The sequence below is a fragment of the Methylobacterium sp. J-059 genome (assembly GCF_022829485.1).
GTDB lineage: Bacteria > Pseudomonadota > Alphaproteobacteria > Rhizobiales > Beijerinckiaceae > Methylobacterium.
In genome coordinates this window covers 30,695-45,939 of the sequence record NZ_JAKSYA010000127.1, presented here as the reverse complement: position 1 = coordinate 45,939, position 15,245 = coordinate 30,695, and the positions used below count along the sequence as shown (strand labels likewise).

17 protein-coding genes are annotated in these 15,245 nt (G+C 64.3%); 5 read left to right on the top strand and 12 right to left on the bottom strand.

Going from position 1 to position 15,245, the window contains the following annotated elements; translation table 11 throughout:
* Positions 1-84 precede the first annotated feature (84 nt).
* Positions 85-591: a hypothetical protein gene (locus MKK55_RS18190; RefSeq protein ID WP_243936962.1), complete on the bottom strand. Its 507-nt coding sequence runs from the start codon at positions 589-591 to the stop codon at positions 85-87.
* 674 nt (positions 592-1,265) lie between these two features.
* Between MKK55_RS18190 and MKK55_RS18185 the strand changes: the two genes are divergently transcribed.
* On the top strand, positions 1,266-2,231 hold the full coding sequence (locus MKK55_RS18185) for a hypothetical protein (RefSeq protein WP_243936961.1): 966 nt from the start codon (positions 1,266-1,268) through the stop codon (positions 2,229-2,231).
* On the opposite strand, the gene MKK55_RS18180 is transcribed toward MKK55_RS18185, so the two are convergent.
* Positions 2,155-6,273: a hypothetical protein gene (locus MKK55_RS18180; RefSeq protein ID WP_243936960.1), complete on the bottom strand. Its 4,119-nt coding sequence runs from the start codon at positions 6,271-6,273 to the stop codon at positions 2,155-2,157. The two genes, MKK55_RS18185 and MKK55_RS18180, sit on opposite strands and share 77 nt — an antisense overlap.
* Positions 6,274-6,657: 384 nt before the next feature.
* Between MKK55_RS18180 and MKK55_RS18175 the strand changes: the two genes are divergently transcribed.
* Positions 6,658-6,816 (top strand): winged helix-turn-helix transcriptional regulator, encoded by a 159-nt coding sequence (locus tag MKK55_RS18175; protein WP_243936959.1) that lies wholly within the window; start codon positions 6,658-6,660, stop codon positions 6,814-6,816.
* 374 nt (positions 6,817-7,190) lie between these two features.
* Positions 7,191-7,859 carry a hypothetical protein gene (locus tag MKK55_RS18170; RefSeq protein ID WP_243936957.1) on the top strand — a complete coding sequence of 223 codons (669 nt, stop codon included), beginning with the start codon at positions 7,191-7,193 and terminating at the stop codon, positions 7,857-7,859.
* Between the two features lie 346 nt (positions 7,860-8,205).
* Here MKK55_RS18170 and MKK55_RS18165 read toward each other — a convergent pair whose 3' ends face one another.
* The 8 genes from MKK55_RS18165 to MKK55_RS18130 form a co-directional block, all read right to left on the bottom strand.
* A complete protein-coding gene (locus tag MKK55_RS18165; RefSeq protein ID WP_243936956.1) occupies positions 8,206-8,592 on the bottom strand; it encodes a hypothetical protein in 387 nt (128 codons plus the stop codon).
* Positions 8,585-8,938, bottom strand: a complete 354-nt coding sequence (locus tag MKK55_RS18160; RefSeq protein ID WP_243936955.1) for a hypothetical protein — start codon at positions 8,936-8,938, stop codon at positions 8,585-8,587. The genes MKK55_RS18165 and MKK55_RS18160 overlap by 8 nt, the downstream gene beginning before the upstream one ends.
* Entirely contained in the window at positions 8,914-9,144 is a 231-nt protein-coding gene (locus MKK55_RS18155) for a hypothetical protein (protein WP_243936954.1), read from the bottom strand. Before MKK55_RS18155 ends, MKK55_RS18160 begins: the two co-directional genes overlap by 25 nt.
* A complete protein-coding gene (locus MKK55_RS18150) occupies positions 9,131-9,373 on the bottom strand; it encodes a hypothetical protein (protein ID WP_243936953.1) in 243 nt (80 codons plus the stop codon). The genes MKK55_RS18155 and MKK55_RS18150 overlap by 14 nt, the downstream gene beginning before the upstream one ends.
* Before the next feature lie 11 nt (positions 9,374-9,384).
* Positions 9,385-10,611 (bottom strand): AAA family ATPase, encoded by a 1,227-nt coding sequence (locus MKK55_RS18145; protein WP_243936952.1) that lies wholly within the window; start codon positions 10,609-10,611, stop codon positions 9,385-9,387.
* 464 nt (positions 10,612-11,075) lie between these two features.
* Positions 11,076-11,612 carry a hypothetical protein gene (locus tag MKK55_RS18140; RefSeq protein WP_243936951.1) on the bottom strand — a complete coding sequence of 179 codons (537 nt, stop codon included), beginning with the start codon at positions 11,610-11,612 and terminating at the stop codon, positions 11,076-11,078.
* A gap of 70 nt (positions 11,613-11,682) precedes the next feature.
* The gene (locus MKK55_RS18135) at positions 11,683-12,237 is read right to left on the bottom strand and encodes a DUF6011 domain-containing protein (RefSeq protein WP_243936949.1); all 555 of its coding nucleotides are present in this window, start codon (positions 12,235-12,237) and stop codon (positions 11,683-11,685) included.
* 118 nt (positions 12,238-12,355) lie between these two features.
* Entirely contained in the window at positions 12,356-12,811 is a 456-nt protein-coding gene (locus MKK55_RS18130; protein WP_243936947.1) for a hypothetical protein, read from the bottom strand.
* A gap of 452 nt (positions 12,812-13,263) precedes the next feature.
* Here MKK55_RS18130 and MKK55_RS29070 point away from each other — a divergent pair, with 452 nt between their 5' ends.
* Positions 13,264-13,389, top strand: coding sequence for a hypothetical protein (locus tag MKK55_RS29070; protein WP_279596267.1), 126 nt, complete (start codon positions 13,264-13,266; stop codon positions 13,387-13,389).
* 148 nt (positions 13,390-13,537) lie between these two features.
* The gene (locus MKK55_RS18125; RefSeq protein ID WP_243936945.1) at positions 13,538-13,711 is read left to right on the top strand and encodes a hypothetical protein; all 174 of its coding nucleotides are present in this window, start codon (positions 13,538-13,540) and stop codon (positions 13,709-13,711) included.
* Between the two features lie 68 nt (positions 13,712-13,779).
* Here the strand turns inward: MKK55_RS18125 and MKK55_RS18120 are convergent, their stop codons facing one another.
* Positions 13,780-14,079 (bottom strand): hypothetical protein, encoded by a 300-nt coding sequence (locus MKK55_RS18120; protein WP_243936944.1) that lies wholly within the window; start codon positions 14,077-14,079, stop codon positions 13,780-13,782.
* A gap of 46 nt (positions 14,080-14,125) precedes the next feature.
* A complete protein-coding gene (locus MKK55_RS18115; RefSeq protein ID WP_243936942.1) occupies positions 14,126-15,226 on the bottom strand; it encodes a restriction endonuclease, SacI family in 1,101 nt (366 codons plus the stop codon).
* Positions 15,227-15,245 lie beyond the last annotated feature (19 nt).

Sequence of the window (15,245 nt, the reverse complement as noted above, 5' to 3'; positions counted from 1 at the left end):
TTCCGAAGTACGGCCAGCCCTGAGGAGGACTGACCAGACGGGATCACGGTCAACCCGATCTTTCGGCAGAGCTAGGAGTAGGGTCTAGGCCTCACCATCCATCGGGTGGTTGGTAAAGCCGTATGGCGTGGCGTAGAGCCTGACGTTCCGGAGGGCCTGCGGTCCGCCATCGTCGATCTGCGCCTGGCGCCAGGCCACGGCCTGGGGGAGTGCGCTGTAAGCCATCACGACCACCTCGGCTTCCCTCTTCCCTGGAACGAGGAGCGCGTCGGTCGAGAGGCCACGGCGAGGCTTTACGCGCGGGATGCTTACAGGGCTCGTGCCGTCCGATGCCCCTAGGACGAAGCCGATGGCCGCTGCGTCAGCTTCTCCCTTGATGATCGTGATCTCGAAATCGAGACAAGCGTCCGCGCGAGGATAGACCACGAAAAAGATGTCCGAACGATTGATGCGCCCGAGCAGGTAGTCAGCCTGCTGGTCGGCGTCCATGCCAGTCATGGGCCCCGCATTCTTCCTTGCCTTCTCAAGCAAAGAACTCGTGAGCTTTTCCATGGGACTCGGGGTCCGATCGAAATTGAAGCGTGTGTTCATGTCATGGCTCCTGCAGAAAGGGTCATCCCCTCAGGTCGCCAGGAAAACACCATGTTTCCACATGACTGCGCGAGTCATTTGGTCCACTGAGATTAATATGTGCTTGCTGTAGTAAATTTCACGCAGCCAGAAAGAAGACAAGCGACAATCCGAGAGGTAGTTCATCGCTCGTTGACATAAGTAGGCTTCGAGCTGCGCCAAGTGGGCATCGCCGGAAAGGCCCGCGCGGATCAAGGATTTGCGCTCGACTGAGGGAAGCCCGCTGGGCACCTTCCTGATTAGAGATGCTGGCAAGACCGCGGCAGCGGCGGGTGGGCATCTGGCAGGCGCGAGAGGCGCTGCGGCGAGACCAAGGCGCGGTGGTGGAGGTGCGGCGGTTCTCTCGACCTCCAAAAAATGGCGAAGCCACCCCTTAGGGTCAGCTCGATCACACGGAAAACCCCATTCCTCACGCGTCCCAGCGAGGGCTTGCCCTCGCGCCAGGGCGCGCTTGAGGAACCCCCACCCTAGAAGGTAACCCCTGATTACCTGCGGTAATCGGCCTCCGGTGGTGGGAACCCCCCTACCCCCTACAAGACATTTTACGGAGAAGATAAGCCATTGCATTTGCTCGATTTCTGTTGATTTCAAACGTGTGAAGCAGTAGTCTGGTGTTATTGCCTTCGGACATGACCATGCTGCCCCTTTCCCGGTGCCTCGCCACTCAACTTGTCCTGTCCTCGCGCATGCCCCTCCATATGGACGGCAAGCCCGTGGCGAGGGGTGAGCGCGTCGACGTTAAAGGCGTGCGGCTCATGCTCTCCATGCTGTCCCGGGCGGCGTCCCGAGAGATTGATCGGGGTGATTGGCAAGATGCGCGTTGGGATCACGAGCACCTGTCGGACCGCCCCCATGAGACGGTTACAGTTCCACTCCGGCGGCTTCTGGCAGAGGTCGGCCGGGGAGGCATCGGGGGATTGGTAGAAGCGCATACCCGGGCGGCAAACATCCGCGCTACCATTATTGGTGAACCGTCGCTCGGCGAGGTTGGTGTCTTGGCGCTTGGCATACGTGAGAAGGGCGTTGTAGCCCGGCGGCGTATTTCGGAGAAGGCGACACAGGTTGAGGTTAAGGTCGATCGCACCTTCGCCGCCATTGCCCATCCTCACGCGGATGCCACGGACGACGTTCTCGATCCGCCGTCCTTCGTCTACGACCCTCGCGTAATGGCGAGTTTCACCTGCCGCTACAGCCCTCTTGTCTACCTGCGACTGCTGGCTTGGAATGACGACCTCACAGCCGCGCCGGCCCGCTGGCGGTCCACTCGGCGCATGGGCGGCGACGTAACGCTTGAAATCCCGGTGCTAGAAGTGCAGGCCGCACTCGGGGCGTCAGGCATCGTCAGCCCGTCTGCTACGGCGCAGCAGCTCATTCTCCCGGTCACAGAGGATCTCCGCCGGGCAGGCATCGACTTCTCTTGGGAATGGGAGAGGTCACCGCGGATGAAGTCGGTGAAGGCCCTCCGGCTTAGGTTCAGCGACCCCAGGGCCGCGCGTGCGCCGAAAAGAGTGCGGACTCCGACGGCTATGCGTCTTTCCCCTGTTCCTCGTCCGGCTTCGACGGGCCTGCGGACACTGCGTCCATCCCTTCCGTCGCGATGACCTCGGCCGCCTCTGCCGAGGCGGCTATTGGGTTGGCCTGAAGAGTGATCTGAACGTCGAAGTCAGTTTTTGCAGCCAGCTTCGCAAGGCCATCGACTGCGGCAGGATCCTGGGCGATGCGGATCAACGTGTCCCAGACCACGTCACGCATGACGAGTTCTCGATCTGCGCGCTCGGCTCGCGTTCCGACCACAGCGACGACTTTATCGCCGTTTTCAGATCGGGCATGTCCTCCGACGGGCTGGGCACCCCGCCCAAGGTACTCAACGGTATCGGCCTCATGGTTCGCGGCCCGGTAGACCGAGATGGTATGATCCACGATAGCATCATCGGTCACGTAGGCGGGAATTTGGCGCTCGACCATCTCGCCGTCGACCTCGGCCCGCACGGCTTTCATGCCCTTTGACCACCGGCCCCGCATGTCGGACCCGTCGAGGCCGAGCTCATGCAGCACGGCGGCGGCGTTCTTCTTCAGACGGGAATCGGACGCTATGGCCGCGATGACGCCGGCGTCGGCGATACTCGTGCGGCGAATGGCGTCGGCCACCTGACCGAGACGTGCCGGGTCCGCGAGATCGCCCATGCTTACGACGTCATCGACAACGAAGCCTTCAGGCAGGACGCGGCTTCCCGCGATCCAGAGGGGAGCCTCGCCTATCCGGTAGACCGGGCGAAGGCGGCCGGCAAACTGTGTTAGCTCCTCCTCCCGGAACTGATGCTGGATGGTCTTGGCCCAAGTTCCCTCATACTCACTGATACTAACGGTGACGGAGCCGCCGTTCCGCAGCGGATGAGTACGCCGGATTTGTGGCGCGCTGATCGAGATGGCGTCGCCGCGGTCGTCAGTGGCGAGGCTTCCGTCCTCGTGGTGCAAATGGCCATCGCCCCAACGGTCGATAGGCCACTCCGGCTCGGCATCGTCGTAAGTCGCCGCGGCCACGAGTCCGTCAATGACCCGGATGGGGAATTCGTGTCGACCGACGGAAAGCGCAACGAGGTGCTCTCGGGCGAAGTCGAGCCCGCGCACCGCGCCATAATGCATCCAGTCGCAATTCGGCGGCTCGCTCCAGCTATCCATCAAAGCGGCCCGGACGGGCTTAGGCGCCCCGACGACGATTCGTCCGTGACCGTAGAGCAGCGAGGCCGTTGAGATGGCATGGTGGGCCTGGGCAATGACGCCGGCAACCCGTCGGCGGGCGTTCTTGTCCTCGCCGGCACTTGCCAGGAGGAAGCCGGACGTATGCCAAGTGCGGTCGGCGACGAGGATCGTCCGGAGGTTAAGTCTAGCGTCTATATGCGTAAGCTGAACCTTACGCCCGACCCACACCTTCTCCGTGAGGGCCTCATTGGCCGAGGCGTCCAGCAAAAGAACCGGGTGCTCGCAGAAGTTGGGTTCCGCGCGCCAGGAAATTCGGATAGTCGCCCCTCCGTCCAGGCTCTGGATGCGCATGTCGCGCTCGCCCCGCGCCTGGCCGGGCTTCACCTGACCATCGGGGCCGATCCGGTCCCTGCCGCCGCGTAGATCATGTTCGATGGCGTCCATCTTAAGGGCAAGCAGGCGCTCGGCGATCAGCGACCAGAACCGCCACTCCTCGCGCAGGTGCGCTCCGGTCGGGCGCTCCACCAATGCCCTGATCCCCTCGATGCTCATGCCGGGATGCAGCTTGCGACCGGCGTCCTGTGCGCGACCGGTGACTCTTACCGCGCCTTCGACAAGGGCCTCGGCCGCCTTGATCGCCTCAATCCGGTCGCCGTTGACGCGGTTTTGCATGTCTTCGACGATGCCGAGGGCCGGGTCCTTGCCCTTGCGGATGGCGGCTGCGGCAAGGGATGCGACGCGCTCGCGGGCTGCCAGCAGGTCGTCGCCGGTTTCACCCTTGTCGCGTTTGTACGACCGTGGCGGCGCGCGTAGTGTGTCAAGGGTCGCGGTCGGAAAGCTTTTCCACTGCAGGATCTCGGTCCAATAGCGTTCGTCTACAATAACTCCGGCGACGGCCTCGCTCAGCCCGGCCGGCAGGTTTGCCGACGTCAGGAAGGCCGTTGGCGCAAAGATGACCTCCGCCTCCCCGATTTTCGCCCTGGCCGCAATGACCGGGCAAACGTTGTAGTGCTTGCAGAGCTTTTCCTCGCTCTCCCCGACCGCGTCCTGCACAGTGGCCTTGCATAGCCCGGCGCTGCTTATCCCCGCCTTGACCAGAATGCGTTGCTCCTCCGCGCGTAGGCAACCGCCACGCTCCTTCCCCTCCAGGATCAGGTACCGCGTCCCCTCTGGCAGGTCGCGGGCTGCCGCCTCAGCATTTTTCCGGAAGACCGCCTTGGCGCCGCGCCGAGACCCCTGGAAGCGCGTGACGTTCTCATGAATGTTTTCGTACGACGGTTGCAGGAAGAGCATCGCGCCGCCAATGGGACCGTTCTCAATTAAGTCGTCGGTTGTGACCTTGACGCCCGTCGAGGACTTGCCTGATCCGGTCGGGCTACGCATCAGCCAGACCGGTCGCACCGGGGCTTCCTTTCCAAGTTTCCGGTCCTCGCGGACCATGCGATAGAATCCTTTGAACGCGTCCACGACGGCGGCTCCAACCGCAATCGCCTGCTCGTCGCGCTCTACGTCGGAGATCAGGGCGCGTTGACGAGCCAGTGTCGGGTTGGCCGGCTCGAAGACCACGTCGTCGGGCAGCTTAATCCGCTTCCGGGGCAGCCAAGAGAGGTCGTCCGTCTCTTCCCGCTCGACGGAGTGAGAGACGCGGGGTACCGCACGCACTTGGCCGGTAGCCTCGTGGCGCAAGATCCCAATTGCCTTCATCTCGCCGCGAGACAACTTGGCTGCGGCGCTGTCGATGCGCTCCCGGCATCCGCGGGCGAGTTCCTGAGAGGTCCTGAATCTGTTGCCTCCTGTCGCGAAGGTCTTTTCACACTCCTCGATCAGAAAACCGGTCAGGGCGTAGCGGCCCTCTTGCGATAGAGCCATGCCCGGATTCTTGAGGACATACGTATACGCTCGTCCCTGTACAAAGCGCTCCCTCCCGGCGGTGACTAAGCCTTTAGCATTCCAGGTCACTCCGGCCATGCTTTGGCTGAGGCCGGGACGGATGAAGTCACTGATTGTCACGAGAGACGGATCGAGGGTAGACGCAGTCGCCCAAGCAACCGAATTGCGCAGATTTGGAATGATGATCCCGCTGCTGTCGACTGCAGACAGGAAGGCTTCGACTTGTGCCTGGGTGATCTGAGGCGCGTGATTGGGTCCATGCGTGTCGGGTCGACAGAGGCCAACCCATTGAAAGTGCGAGCCAGTCCTATAGTGGGCACCAAAAGCGGTGATCGGCTTACGGTCCGCGAGGATCTCAATGGCCTGGGTATCGGAGCTCCCACCAGGGCCGGCAGCATCGAGATGGTGCGAACCGTTGCGGACCGGATCAGCGGGGTTCGAGCGGTAGATCAGGACGATGCGTGGCGCGCGGCCGACGCGGCGGAATGGGGTTTTGTCAAAGTGCTCGTCGGCGAGGCGGAGGACGGTCTCCGACATCGCTGGATCGGAAATATCGATATCGACGGCCAATGCCCCGCCCGAAACCTCTCCCATGATCAAAGCGGTGTTAGCCCGGTTCCCCCGAGTGTCGCTCTGATCCCACCAGGAAAGCTCGTCCGGTGTAGGCAGCCGCTGTTGTAGAGGCTTCCATTCCAGCGCCTTTCTGGAACGTCCTGGCTGCAGGACGAGGATGGGGCCGCGACGCTCGGAGCGGGCTTGCGGGAAAAGTGACCATCCGTGGTCGACGCAGGCCGGGGCGATAATGCCAAACCGCTGTGCAGCTTCCTCCCGCTGCCGAGCATCCTCGCGTGCGCGCACTTCGGCGTCGGCGAGTTCTTTGGTACGGCGAGCGGCGTCCTCGGCGGCTCTCGCCGCTAGACTTTCGACATCACCCACCCACGCCCTCACGCTCACGACTGTGGCGTCGTGCTGGTTTAGAACAGCGATGATCTGAGGGCTGAGCTTATCCGAGGGGGCAGCGATAACTTTCACCAGGGATTGAGATTTGGACATGTGCCTCGGCTGCGGAGGCGACGGATCACTGGCTGAAACGGTGGAACGCCAATTTCGGGTCCCCGTGACTGTTTGCCAATCACGCATATTCGCCCAGCCGTGTCATCAGGATAATGGAGATAACGAAAAAATAATATGGAACATTGCGCTGGCTTTAGATCAAATTGTAAGGAGATATGCAGGCATAAACCCATACGGATGCAAGCATGCTTGCTGAGTTTCCAGCAAGCATGAGGTTTTGTAAACGGTACATATTAGCATCTTACGGACTGCAGGCGCGCATCTGGTGACTCTGCCGGCGATACTCGCTACGATTGTCGGAGCGCACGGCACCGCTGGAATACGATCCGTCGATCTCAACTTCGTCTTCAGGATGAGGGCCGGTTGCTCCGTCCGGAACATCCTCGACTACGTTGGCAACAGTGGACTACCCTCATCGTCATCGCGCTTGCCGGCGGCGCCCAGCGTTTCGGCGAGATCAATCGGACCATTCCGGGCATCTCGAAGCGGATGCTGACGCAGTGCCTCCGCAAGCTGGAGTGAAGCGGATTCATCACGCTTCAGGTGTTCGCGACCAGTCAGACTTGGCCATCAAACACCTTCCCCGCCCACAACAAGCGTATCTGAGGTGTCCGTGAAATTGGGGGAGGATCATCGCCGCCTTCCTCGGCATCGGATTTCCTCAAAATGTGTTCGAGGAGGGCAGGTAGCCGGTCAGCGGTGTCGAAAGAGCTTGTGCTGGCTTTTCAATCAGTCGTCGAACCTCGGCTGGCAAGGGTGAGGCGGATGCACGAGTGCGGCCGCCGACTGGCGAGGCGTAAAGGCGGGGATGTTACCCATCAGCTCAGCAGATGTGAGTTTTCAAGGAGTGAGGGGCGCGATTGCGCCGGCCTGGAGCGGAAGGATAAAAGCATCGAATGGTTAAGCTCAAGGGTAGGCGTCGCTTGACCTGCCACCATGAGGCAGGGCACGCCCTCGTACGATGGTATTTTGGCTACGACACTGATAAGGCAGTTGTTCTCACCGTTGAGGAGCTAATTGCCGGCCGGATGATAGAAGACCGTCAGGGCAATCTCGTGACATGCGAGGGGCTAGTTGATGGCTACGACATCATTGGGTACCCGTTCGGCCCGAGGACCATCCACAACCTTCCGCCCGGCGAACAGGATGAATTTAATCGGTGCCGCGCTATCGCCCGCGACATTGAATTCATCAACTGCTTAGCGGGCATTTATGCCGAGGCCCGCTATCGGAAAATGTCCGCTGGGGGATGCATGTTCTCAGGCGGACTGGAGGACATGAAGCACTTTCAGATATTGGTGAACGCTTGGAAGCTGCCTGACAAGGAACAGCGAGACGTTTCCGGCCTAGCTGAAGCCCGGGCCGCTGCTCTCGTGCGCTCGCCGATGGGATCGGAAGGTATTTGGAACCTAGCTAACCTTTTGATGGAGCATGGCGAAGTCGACGGCGAAATGATCGCGGCGGTATTTCGGCAAGCTTATGGCGGCCGGCAATGCGCGTATGGAGCCTGGGACGCTCACTGGCCTCCAACGCTTATCCAGATCCGAGATGGCTTCGTCCCTTAAGGGTGATTTTGGGAGCCGCTGCAATGGGCGAACCAAGCGCCTACGGAGGCAAAGAGGAATTCAAGCTTTGCCGACTTGGCAAAGATCCTGGTAAAGCATTGACGTCCGCGTCGATTGCTTGGAGCGGCGTCAGATGTTCGGGGCAAGCCAAGGCCAACGACGAAGCTCATCGGCAAGGGGATCGTGTACTACGCCAAAGAGTTTGGCGTACGCCCCCCGGTCCCGTCGAAGCAGGCACTGCTGCCCGGTTTCTGAGGGATAAAACCTTCTGCAGCTAAAACGTAGTCGATCCACCTTCACTACACATGGGGCCTGTTTTCGCAACTAAGACAGGCTCTTAGCGTTTTTAGTCGCCCGTCGAGAACTCGGCCGCGCCCCCGGCGCATGGCGTGCGACGGTACCACGTCAGCGTGGCACCTTCCTCTTGCAGGACACACCACTCGCCGAGAGGCCCGGCGCCGCCGCACCACAGATCCTGCGCCGGCGACGCCAGCGCCATCCTCCGGACCATCGAGTGATCCGAAGGATTGGTGAGGTTTTGGACGCTGCAGCTGACCTCCACGTCATCATAGGATGTCCCGGGACGGTGCCTCACAAACATGCTTGTCGTAATCGCAAACTGGCCCTTCTTCTCGCTGGCGCCCAGATGCCATTTCGGAGCCGACCACGGGCCATCCCCTGCGGCCACGGCGGTCGTGATCAGGACGAAGAGGATGACGAAGTCGCTACGCATGACGGATCTCCAGGGGATGGGGGACGGCCCAGCACGAGCCGTCCGAGGCGAAGTGGACGAGGGCGGCCGCGCGGATCGGGGCGCCATCGGGAAGCGTGAAATCTGTCGACCGGTAGGGGCAGAAGCGCACTTGCAGCGCGCCTATGGGGAGGCCGGATTCGGCGGGGACGCCCCGGGCGTAGGCGATGACCTCGCGGGCCTGCCGCAGCCGAATCCGACGCACCCCGGCGAGGGAGACGACGAACCGTACGTCCCGGAGGACGAGGGAGGGGACGTGGCCAACGACCCGATTTTTGACGCGGACGGACCAGCAGGCCCGGCTCAGGTTTCGGTAGACGTCGGGCATCGCGCGCCCTCCATCTCCTCGGCCAGGACCTCCGCCCGGGCCGCGACCGCCAGGGCCCGGTCCGGGCGGATCAGGCCGGCGGCATCGAGCCGGGCGACCCTGAGGACGTAGATCCGCGCCCGGCGTGGACGGAGCCGGCATTCCCGGCCGGGCACCCATGCCGCCCGAATCCGCGCGGCCGCCGTCGCAAGGTCACCGCGGTTCATGGCGATCCTCCGGGAGCTGGGGGAGTGCGAGCGCCAGCGTCACGGCTCTATTGGCCGCCACGAGGGCCTCGACGCCGGTCAGGACATGCTCGTCGGCGAGCCGCGTGACGTGCAGGACGTAGGCCTCCATCCCGTGCGAGACCTGCGCGTGGAGACGACCCGAGGCGCGATGCGCCCTGAGGATCTCCACCAGGTAGTCGAGGACGGGGGCGTGGGCGCGATGCTGCATGATCGCCCCCCCTAGTTGGCCTGGCCGAGGTCGCGGCCGTTGACGGCCACTTCGACGAGCTGCTGCAGGACGCGGACGCTGCCTCCGGACCAGTGCGTCCCGATCATGTCGAGTTCGTCGGGCGTTAGGTCGGGGAGCCACACCGCATCGAGGCCGCGCTCGACCCGGAGTTCGGCCACGATGGCCCGGGCCAGGACCGGGAGAGACCGCGCCGTCGGCATCGGCATCTCGAAGACCCGGAAGCGACTCAACAGGGCCGGGTCGAGGCCGTCGAGGGTGTTGGACGTGGCGACGTAGGAGACCGCAGACAGATCCACCGGGCATTCCAGGTACGGGTCCTGGTACGCCCGGGCGGTCTCACGTTCAGTCAGACCGAGAACGCCGTCGACGAGCTTGCCGTTGTCGGCGCGCGTGCCGGCGCGGGCGATCTCGTCGAGGACGATCATCACCGAGGCCGCACCTGCGCGACGGATCGCCTGGAGCGGTACGGATGCGCGCCCCGTGCTCCACATTCTGCTGGTTCCGATGAACGACGCGTCCGCGACGCCGCTGCAAGAGTAGACCGTGACGGCGAGCCCCATCTCCTCCCCGATCCGGCGGGCGAGACGCGACTTGCCCGAGCCAGGCGCCCCAACGAGCAGGAAGGGCGACAGGTAAGCGAAGGACCGCCCGGCGAGGGGCGCCAGGACCGCGTCGATGATCCTCTCGCAGTCGGGGAATTCCCTAACCAGGCGCCGCTTCACGCGCGCCAGATCGGGGACGACAACGAGCGGCAGCTTCTTGCCCGCCATCGGGGCCCATTCGGCCCTGGCCGTCGTCCCGACGCTGCCGCCGGGGCGGCCCTCGCCGCCGGTCGCGGACCCGGGCAGGTGGTCGACGGACGACAACACGAGGAGTGACGGCCCCGCCTCGGCGCGGGCGGCCTCGATGGCCCTAAGGCCGGACGCCGCCTTCGCCTCCTTCGCCCATTCAGGCTCGCGCTGCTGGAGCGAGCCCGTGAAGGCCTGCCTGCCGAGTTCGATGCATTGAAGGGCGAAACCGGATGGCATGCCGGTAGGGCGCTTGCCCTCGAAGCGCCAACTTTCGCCGGCGTAGAGACTCGCGCCGACGGCGCCGTAAAGCATGTCGTCCTCGCCGGGCTCACGCTCGCGTGCATGGCGCCATGCGAGATCGACGTACGCCAAGCGGGCTACGCCATGGCCCAGGTCGGCGAGAAGAAGCGTGACCAGATCCAGCATCTCCTGTTCCTGGCGGTCGTGGAACGAGAGATCGAGGTCGGCATCGACGGCGGACTGGACGCCGACCGTCCGCCTGAGGACGAGCCATGCCTCATGGATCGCGGTGGTGAACCGGATCTCCTTGGCGGACTGATCCGGCTTGATCGAGAGGGCGGCGATAGCCGACTTCCAGAGGGAGACGACGATCTCGTGGAAAAGCGGCGAACTCGCGCACTGCCGGATGAGCTCGTCCCGGCCGGCGGAATAGATGCCCGGAACTGTCGCGAGGATCTCCGCCTGGAGTTGGCGGGCGTGGGAATTTCGGTGAACGGGGGTGCCGAGGAGCAGCGCGCGCAGACGCGGCGCGCCCGCCCCGTTCCGGGGGAACTTTCGCATGATCGGTTTCCTGCTTCCGTAGAGGGTGCCCGGCTTGAGCCGAGGCAGTCCCGTGCGGTGGTCTTACACCGTCACCTGTTAAGCGCGGGTTACTCGTCCTCGATGGCCGGCGCGCGATGCTCGGCCCGCTGCTGCGCGAGCCACGTGACGACTCGCTTGGCCTCGGCCACCGTCTTGGCCATCTGATCATCCGTGTCGATGACGGGCGGCAGGCCGATCTCCCCGGGCTTGCGCGGCCGGCCGCCGTCACCGGCCACCGTTTTGGCGAGGCGCGCCGTCGCCAGCATGACGTCACCAAGGGCCCGGGCCCATGGAAACGCGGCCCCTTCGCCGAGCGCCCGCAGGACCGGGGCTGGCAAGCCGTAGCGCCCGATCCGGTCGCGCTGGCACGTGCGTACGTTCAGTCCGGAGACGAGGGCCAGGCTCTGGACCCATTCGGGCCCGAACAGGGCGCGGGCGGCATTCTCGACCGCGACGAGGATCTCCGCCGCAATCGCCTTCGCCTCGATCTCGCCGCCCCCTACGGTCGCGACGCGCCCATGGAAAGTGCAGGGCGCGTCGTCGAGGAGGCCGACGCAGATTCCGCCGTCGGCCGGCTGCGGCATGGGCTGGAGGACGAGGTGCATTGAAGTGGGTTCCCGCATGAGGAAGGGCGGCCCAGAAGGACCGCCCTGGAAGGTAGCACCGCGGCCGGTGCTACACGCCGGCGAAGCGGACCGACGTGACGTGACCGGTCCGATCCTGCTCGACGGCCGCGACCTCCCGGAACCCGGCGGCTCCACCCGACAGGAACTGGCCGAGCGTCACGGGGCGGGGATCGGGCGCCCGAGCAGCTTCCCGGGCGAGCTTGAGCAGGGCGGCGTCGAGGTCGCGCTCGGCCACGGCGCGAAATCCGGCGCACAGGTCGTGCTCCGAAACCTTGATCTCGTCCCAGACGCCAGCCGAGTTGCGATAGATGACCCGCTTACCCTTGAGCGTCCCGAGGCACTCGACCAGGTCCTCGATGACCCTATCGACATCGTTCGTGACGGAGCGGCCGCCGAGGTCGAGGTCGGTGACGCAGACGACGTCGCCGCGGATCTCGAACGTGTAGCTGGAGCGCTCATTGCCGAAGAGGTCCTGCTGGCGGCCGTCGACCTCGCGGAGCTTGGAGGTGACCCGGCAGACGGGTCCGACGCCGAGCTCGACGCTCATCGGGTCGGAGAGGGGCTTGCCGCATATCCGGCAGGCGTCGTTCGTGATGGTGGCCATGGTGTGCGGTTTCCTGCGTCCTGGTTGCGAGGGCCGGCTCCTGCCGTGCCGCTCGGGAGATCGGCGCTCCCCGCTCCCCCGGTATCGCACCCCGGGGGAGAAGGTAGCGTCGACGTGATCAGATGCCGGCGATGACGAGGTCGGCTTTGGCTTTCTCCGGGAGCAGCCCGAAACCGGCGAGCGCGGTGTAGACGACGGCGTGCTTGGTCTTCGGCGTCAGGTTGATCCGGTTGATCTCACGGGTCTTAGGATGGACGTCCTCGTTGCCGGCGTGCGTGGCGACCCAGCCCTTCGCGCTGCGCTTAAGGCTGAAAGAGGTGACGGTCTTCTTGTAGCCGTAGCTCGCCGCGGACGGACCTGCATCGCGGAACTGATACGTGCATCCGGGCCGGCTGGAGATGGCGACGCCGGCCTTTTCCAAGCGACGCTCAGCCTTCGAGGCGGCGTCAATCAATTCGATAGCCGCAGGGAAAACACGGCTGCGGCCTCGCAGGGCGCTCAGCGCCTCTGCGACCGCAGCATAGTTCGCCTCGTCAAGGAGGATTGACGAAAGGCCTGAAGTCTTTGCAGCCATGATGCGGTTTCCTGCGTCCGGTTTTATGGAGGCCGGGTCATCCGCGCCGTCCATGTCCGATATAATAGGACAGAGTTTATCTTTTGCAAGGCCCACGACGAAGGCCCCGGCGATGCCAGGGCCTGTCGTGGGTGTGCCCCCTCGGGGAGGGGAAATGCGGTGGTCAATTCCCACCCGAGGGTAGGCGAATTAACCCCCTGAGCGGGGGAAAGGGTCGCCCCGAAAGCGTAGGGGGACTATCTGGTCTGCCCCCCGAGCTGCGGGGGAACTCGGGCCACCTGACAGGCGGACTCGCACACCACGAGTTGCCCCCGTCGCCGGGGATGTCCGTGATGAAAAAGGTTGTTTCGTTCGCTGTCAACGGGGTCGTCCGCCCCGAATCGACAGATCGGTGTATTTTCTGGGGAGAGCCCAAATGAGGGCTGCGGCCGCACCACGAAGGACGTCTGATCATGGCGGGCAGGACCTGGCTGAAGCCCCACTACGTCGCGACGGACTATGACCCGGTCACCAAGGAACTGCTGCCCGGTTCCATGGCGCCCGGCATGTACGTCGAAGACGAGCAGACGTTCGACTAGATCCTCGCAGATCCCAAGGTCGGCCGGATCGAGCGGGCCTTCAACGCCCCCGCCGATAGAAGCCGTCCCCGGGCATGGCCGCCCGTAAAGGTCGCGGGCATCCGGCTCCGGGTCGCCACCCAGGCCGAGCTCGCGGGTCCTGCGCGGCGTGACGACCACGACGCCCCCGCCGCCGGCCGAGGGCCTGTCGCCCGCCGAGATCTCAACGTGGGGCAAGATCGCCGACCGAATTCGGCGCGGGAAAGTCACCCCGAACGCGATGCGGATTCCGCCTGGCATCAACCAGGCGCTCAAGCGCGCCGCGGCATCAAAGAGGTCCTGATGGCGGTGTTCGAGTGGACCGACACCTGTAGGATCGCGGATGCGGCGAAACGGTCTTGAGGCGGGCCCCTACCGCCTTGGAGCGCCCACGCCGCCCTCCCAGGGGCGCGTGTAGCAGGGATCGCCCTGGCCCCCACACGGCCGGTTTCTCAACTCCACCTGGCAGGGCCTGCCGGAGCTACCGCACGGCGCCTCCGTCGGGATGTAGCCCATCATCTGCGTGATCTCGGCGTGGGCGCCCCGCTCCTGCACGAACAGCATGACGAGGAGAAGCGCGATCACGGTGAGGATCGCGTTCATGTAGAGCCCCTGGTAGGCGCGTGCGTATTCGAGGAAAGCCTTCGTCGCGCGTGCCGTCTTCGGTGTCATGCCAATCCTTCGGTGCTGCTGGTGCAGAATGAAAAGGGTTGAGTGATTAAGGCTTGGCCGCCGCGACGAGGCGCTCCCACCGTTCGACGGACGCGGGAGCCGCCTCGATGGCTATGAGGCGCTCACGGATACGGGAGACGGCTTCGATGGCTCCGTCCGGAGAAGGGATCAGGCCCCAGAACAGGCATTCACTCACCAGCATCGGCCACTGCGGGTAGAGTGTCATCCCCAACCCTAGGCTGTGGGCCCAGGCCATGAGCGCCTTGACGTCGATCGGTTGCTGCGCCTCAGCGACCATCACGTAAGCGGTCTCGCGAACGGCGAAGTCGAGGCACTTCCGGCCGAAGATCTGGATGTCGGTCACCGTGACGGGTTTGTCCTTGACCTCGAACGCCCGCTCGATCTCGTCGCTGCCCGCGTCGGCCAGGACGCAGACGTCACCGGGATATCGCCGGGACGGCGAGTTGATCCTGTCGGTCACAATGCGGTCGGTGCCGAAGGCGACGTCCAGCAGGCCTGCGACGATGGCCTGGGCGCGTTTGCCGCCTTCGGAATCCTCGGCCACGAAGCGGAGCACGGCCACGATGAGTTCCTCCCCGGACAGCGCGCCGGCGCCGGCGGCCGGGGCGTACCGAGGGGCGTGTCTCATCCTGACCGAGACGAAGGCCCGCAGGGCGTCGCGTGCGCCTGCCTCGTCCATGCCCTCGATCTCGCGCACGAGGCTCATCATAAAGTCGAAGGCAGGCTTGGCGTTGCCGCGAACCGGGGTGTCGTCGCCGAGATAGGTCATGCGGAAATAAGGTTGGTTGTTGAGGGGTTGCGGACCGGTCGCCCCGAGGTGGATGCCCAACTCGGCGGCCACGGGCACCAGCACCTTCTCGGACAGCGTCCTGGCAGAGAAGGCGTTCGGCGCATCCGACCCGGCATGTGCCGGCTTGATCCACTTCACGTCGGCGCGCCGGTCGACGGAGCGCGCCAGCAGGATCGTACCGAGGAACGCGATGTGGGTAATCGCCTTGCCGCGTATGCACAGTTCCGAGAGTCTTTCGACCCTGGCGCACCATGTCGCCGGCCCCAGGTCGGTAGGGATCTTTGCCGCCTCCACCCTCAGGATGCGGTCGGCCTTGGCATGATCGATGGAGAGCAAATGCGTCCGCCTCGCTGTG

What these genes read in the sequence shown, in the direction of transcription:
- MKK55_RS18190 (WP_243936962.1), bottom strand. Translation starts at nt 591, where the DNA reads ATGAACACACGCTTCAATTTCGATCGGACCCCGAGTCCCATGGAAAAG.
- MKK55_RS18185 (WP_243936961.1), top strand. Translation starts at nt 1,266, where the DNA reads ATGCTGCCCCTTTCCCGGTGCCTCGCCACTCAACTTGTCCTGTCCTCG.
- MKK55_RS18180 (WP_243936960.1), bottom strand. Translation starts at nt 6,273, where the DNA reads ATGTCCAAATCTCAATCCCTGGTGAAAGTTATCGCTGCCCCCTCGGAT.
- MKK55_RS18170 (WP_243936957.1), top strand. Translation starts at nt 7,191, where the DNA reads ATGGTTAAGCTCAAGGGTAGGCGTCGCTTGACCTGCCACCATGAGGCA.
- MKK55_RS18165 (WP_243936956.1), bottom strand. Translation starts at nt 8,592, where the DNA reads ATGCGTAGCGACTTCGTCATCCTCTTCGTCCTGATCACGACCGCCGTG.
- MKK55_RS18160 (WP_243936955.1), bottom strand. Translation starts at nt 8,938, where the DNA reads ATGCCCGACGTCTACCGAAACCTGAGCCGGGCCTGCTGGTCCGTCCGC.
- MKK55_RS18155 (WP_243936954.1), bottom strand. Translation starts at nt 9,144, where the DNA reads ATGAACCGCGGTGACCTTGCGACGGCGGCCGCGCGGATTCGGGCGGCA.
- MKK55_RS18150 (WP_243936953.1), bottom strand. Translation starts at nt 9,373, where the DNA reads ATGCAGCATCGCGCCCACGCCCCCGTCCTCGACTACCTGGTGGAGATC.
- MKK55_RS18145 (WP_243936952.1), bottom strand. Translation starts at nt 10,611, where the DNA reads ATGCTGGATCTGGTCACGCTTCTTCTCGCCGACCTGGGCCATGGCGTA.
- MKK55_RS18140 (WP_243936951.1), bottom strand. Translation starts at nt 11,612, where the DNA reads ATGCACCTCGTCCTCCAGCCCATGCCGCAGCCGGCCGACGGCGGAATC.
- MKK55_RS18135 (WP_243936949.1), bottom strand. Translation starts at nt 12,237, where the DNA reads ATGGCCACCATCACGAACGACGCCTGCCGGATATGCGGCAAGCCCCTC.
- MKK55_RS18130 (WP_243936947.1), bottom strand. Translation starts at nt 12,811, where the DNA reads ATGGCTGCAAAGACTTCAGGCCTTTCGTCAATCCTCCTTGACGAGGCG.
- MKK55_RS29070 (WP_279596267.1), top strand. Translation starts at nt 13,264, where the DNA reads ATGGCGGGCAGGACCTGGCTGAAGCCCCACTACGTCGCGACGGACTAT.
- MKK55_RS18120 (WP_243936944.1), bottom strand. Translation starts at nt 14,079, where the DNA reads ATGACACCGAAGACGGCACGCGCGACGAAGGCTTTCCTCGAATACGCA.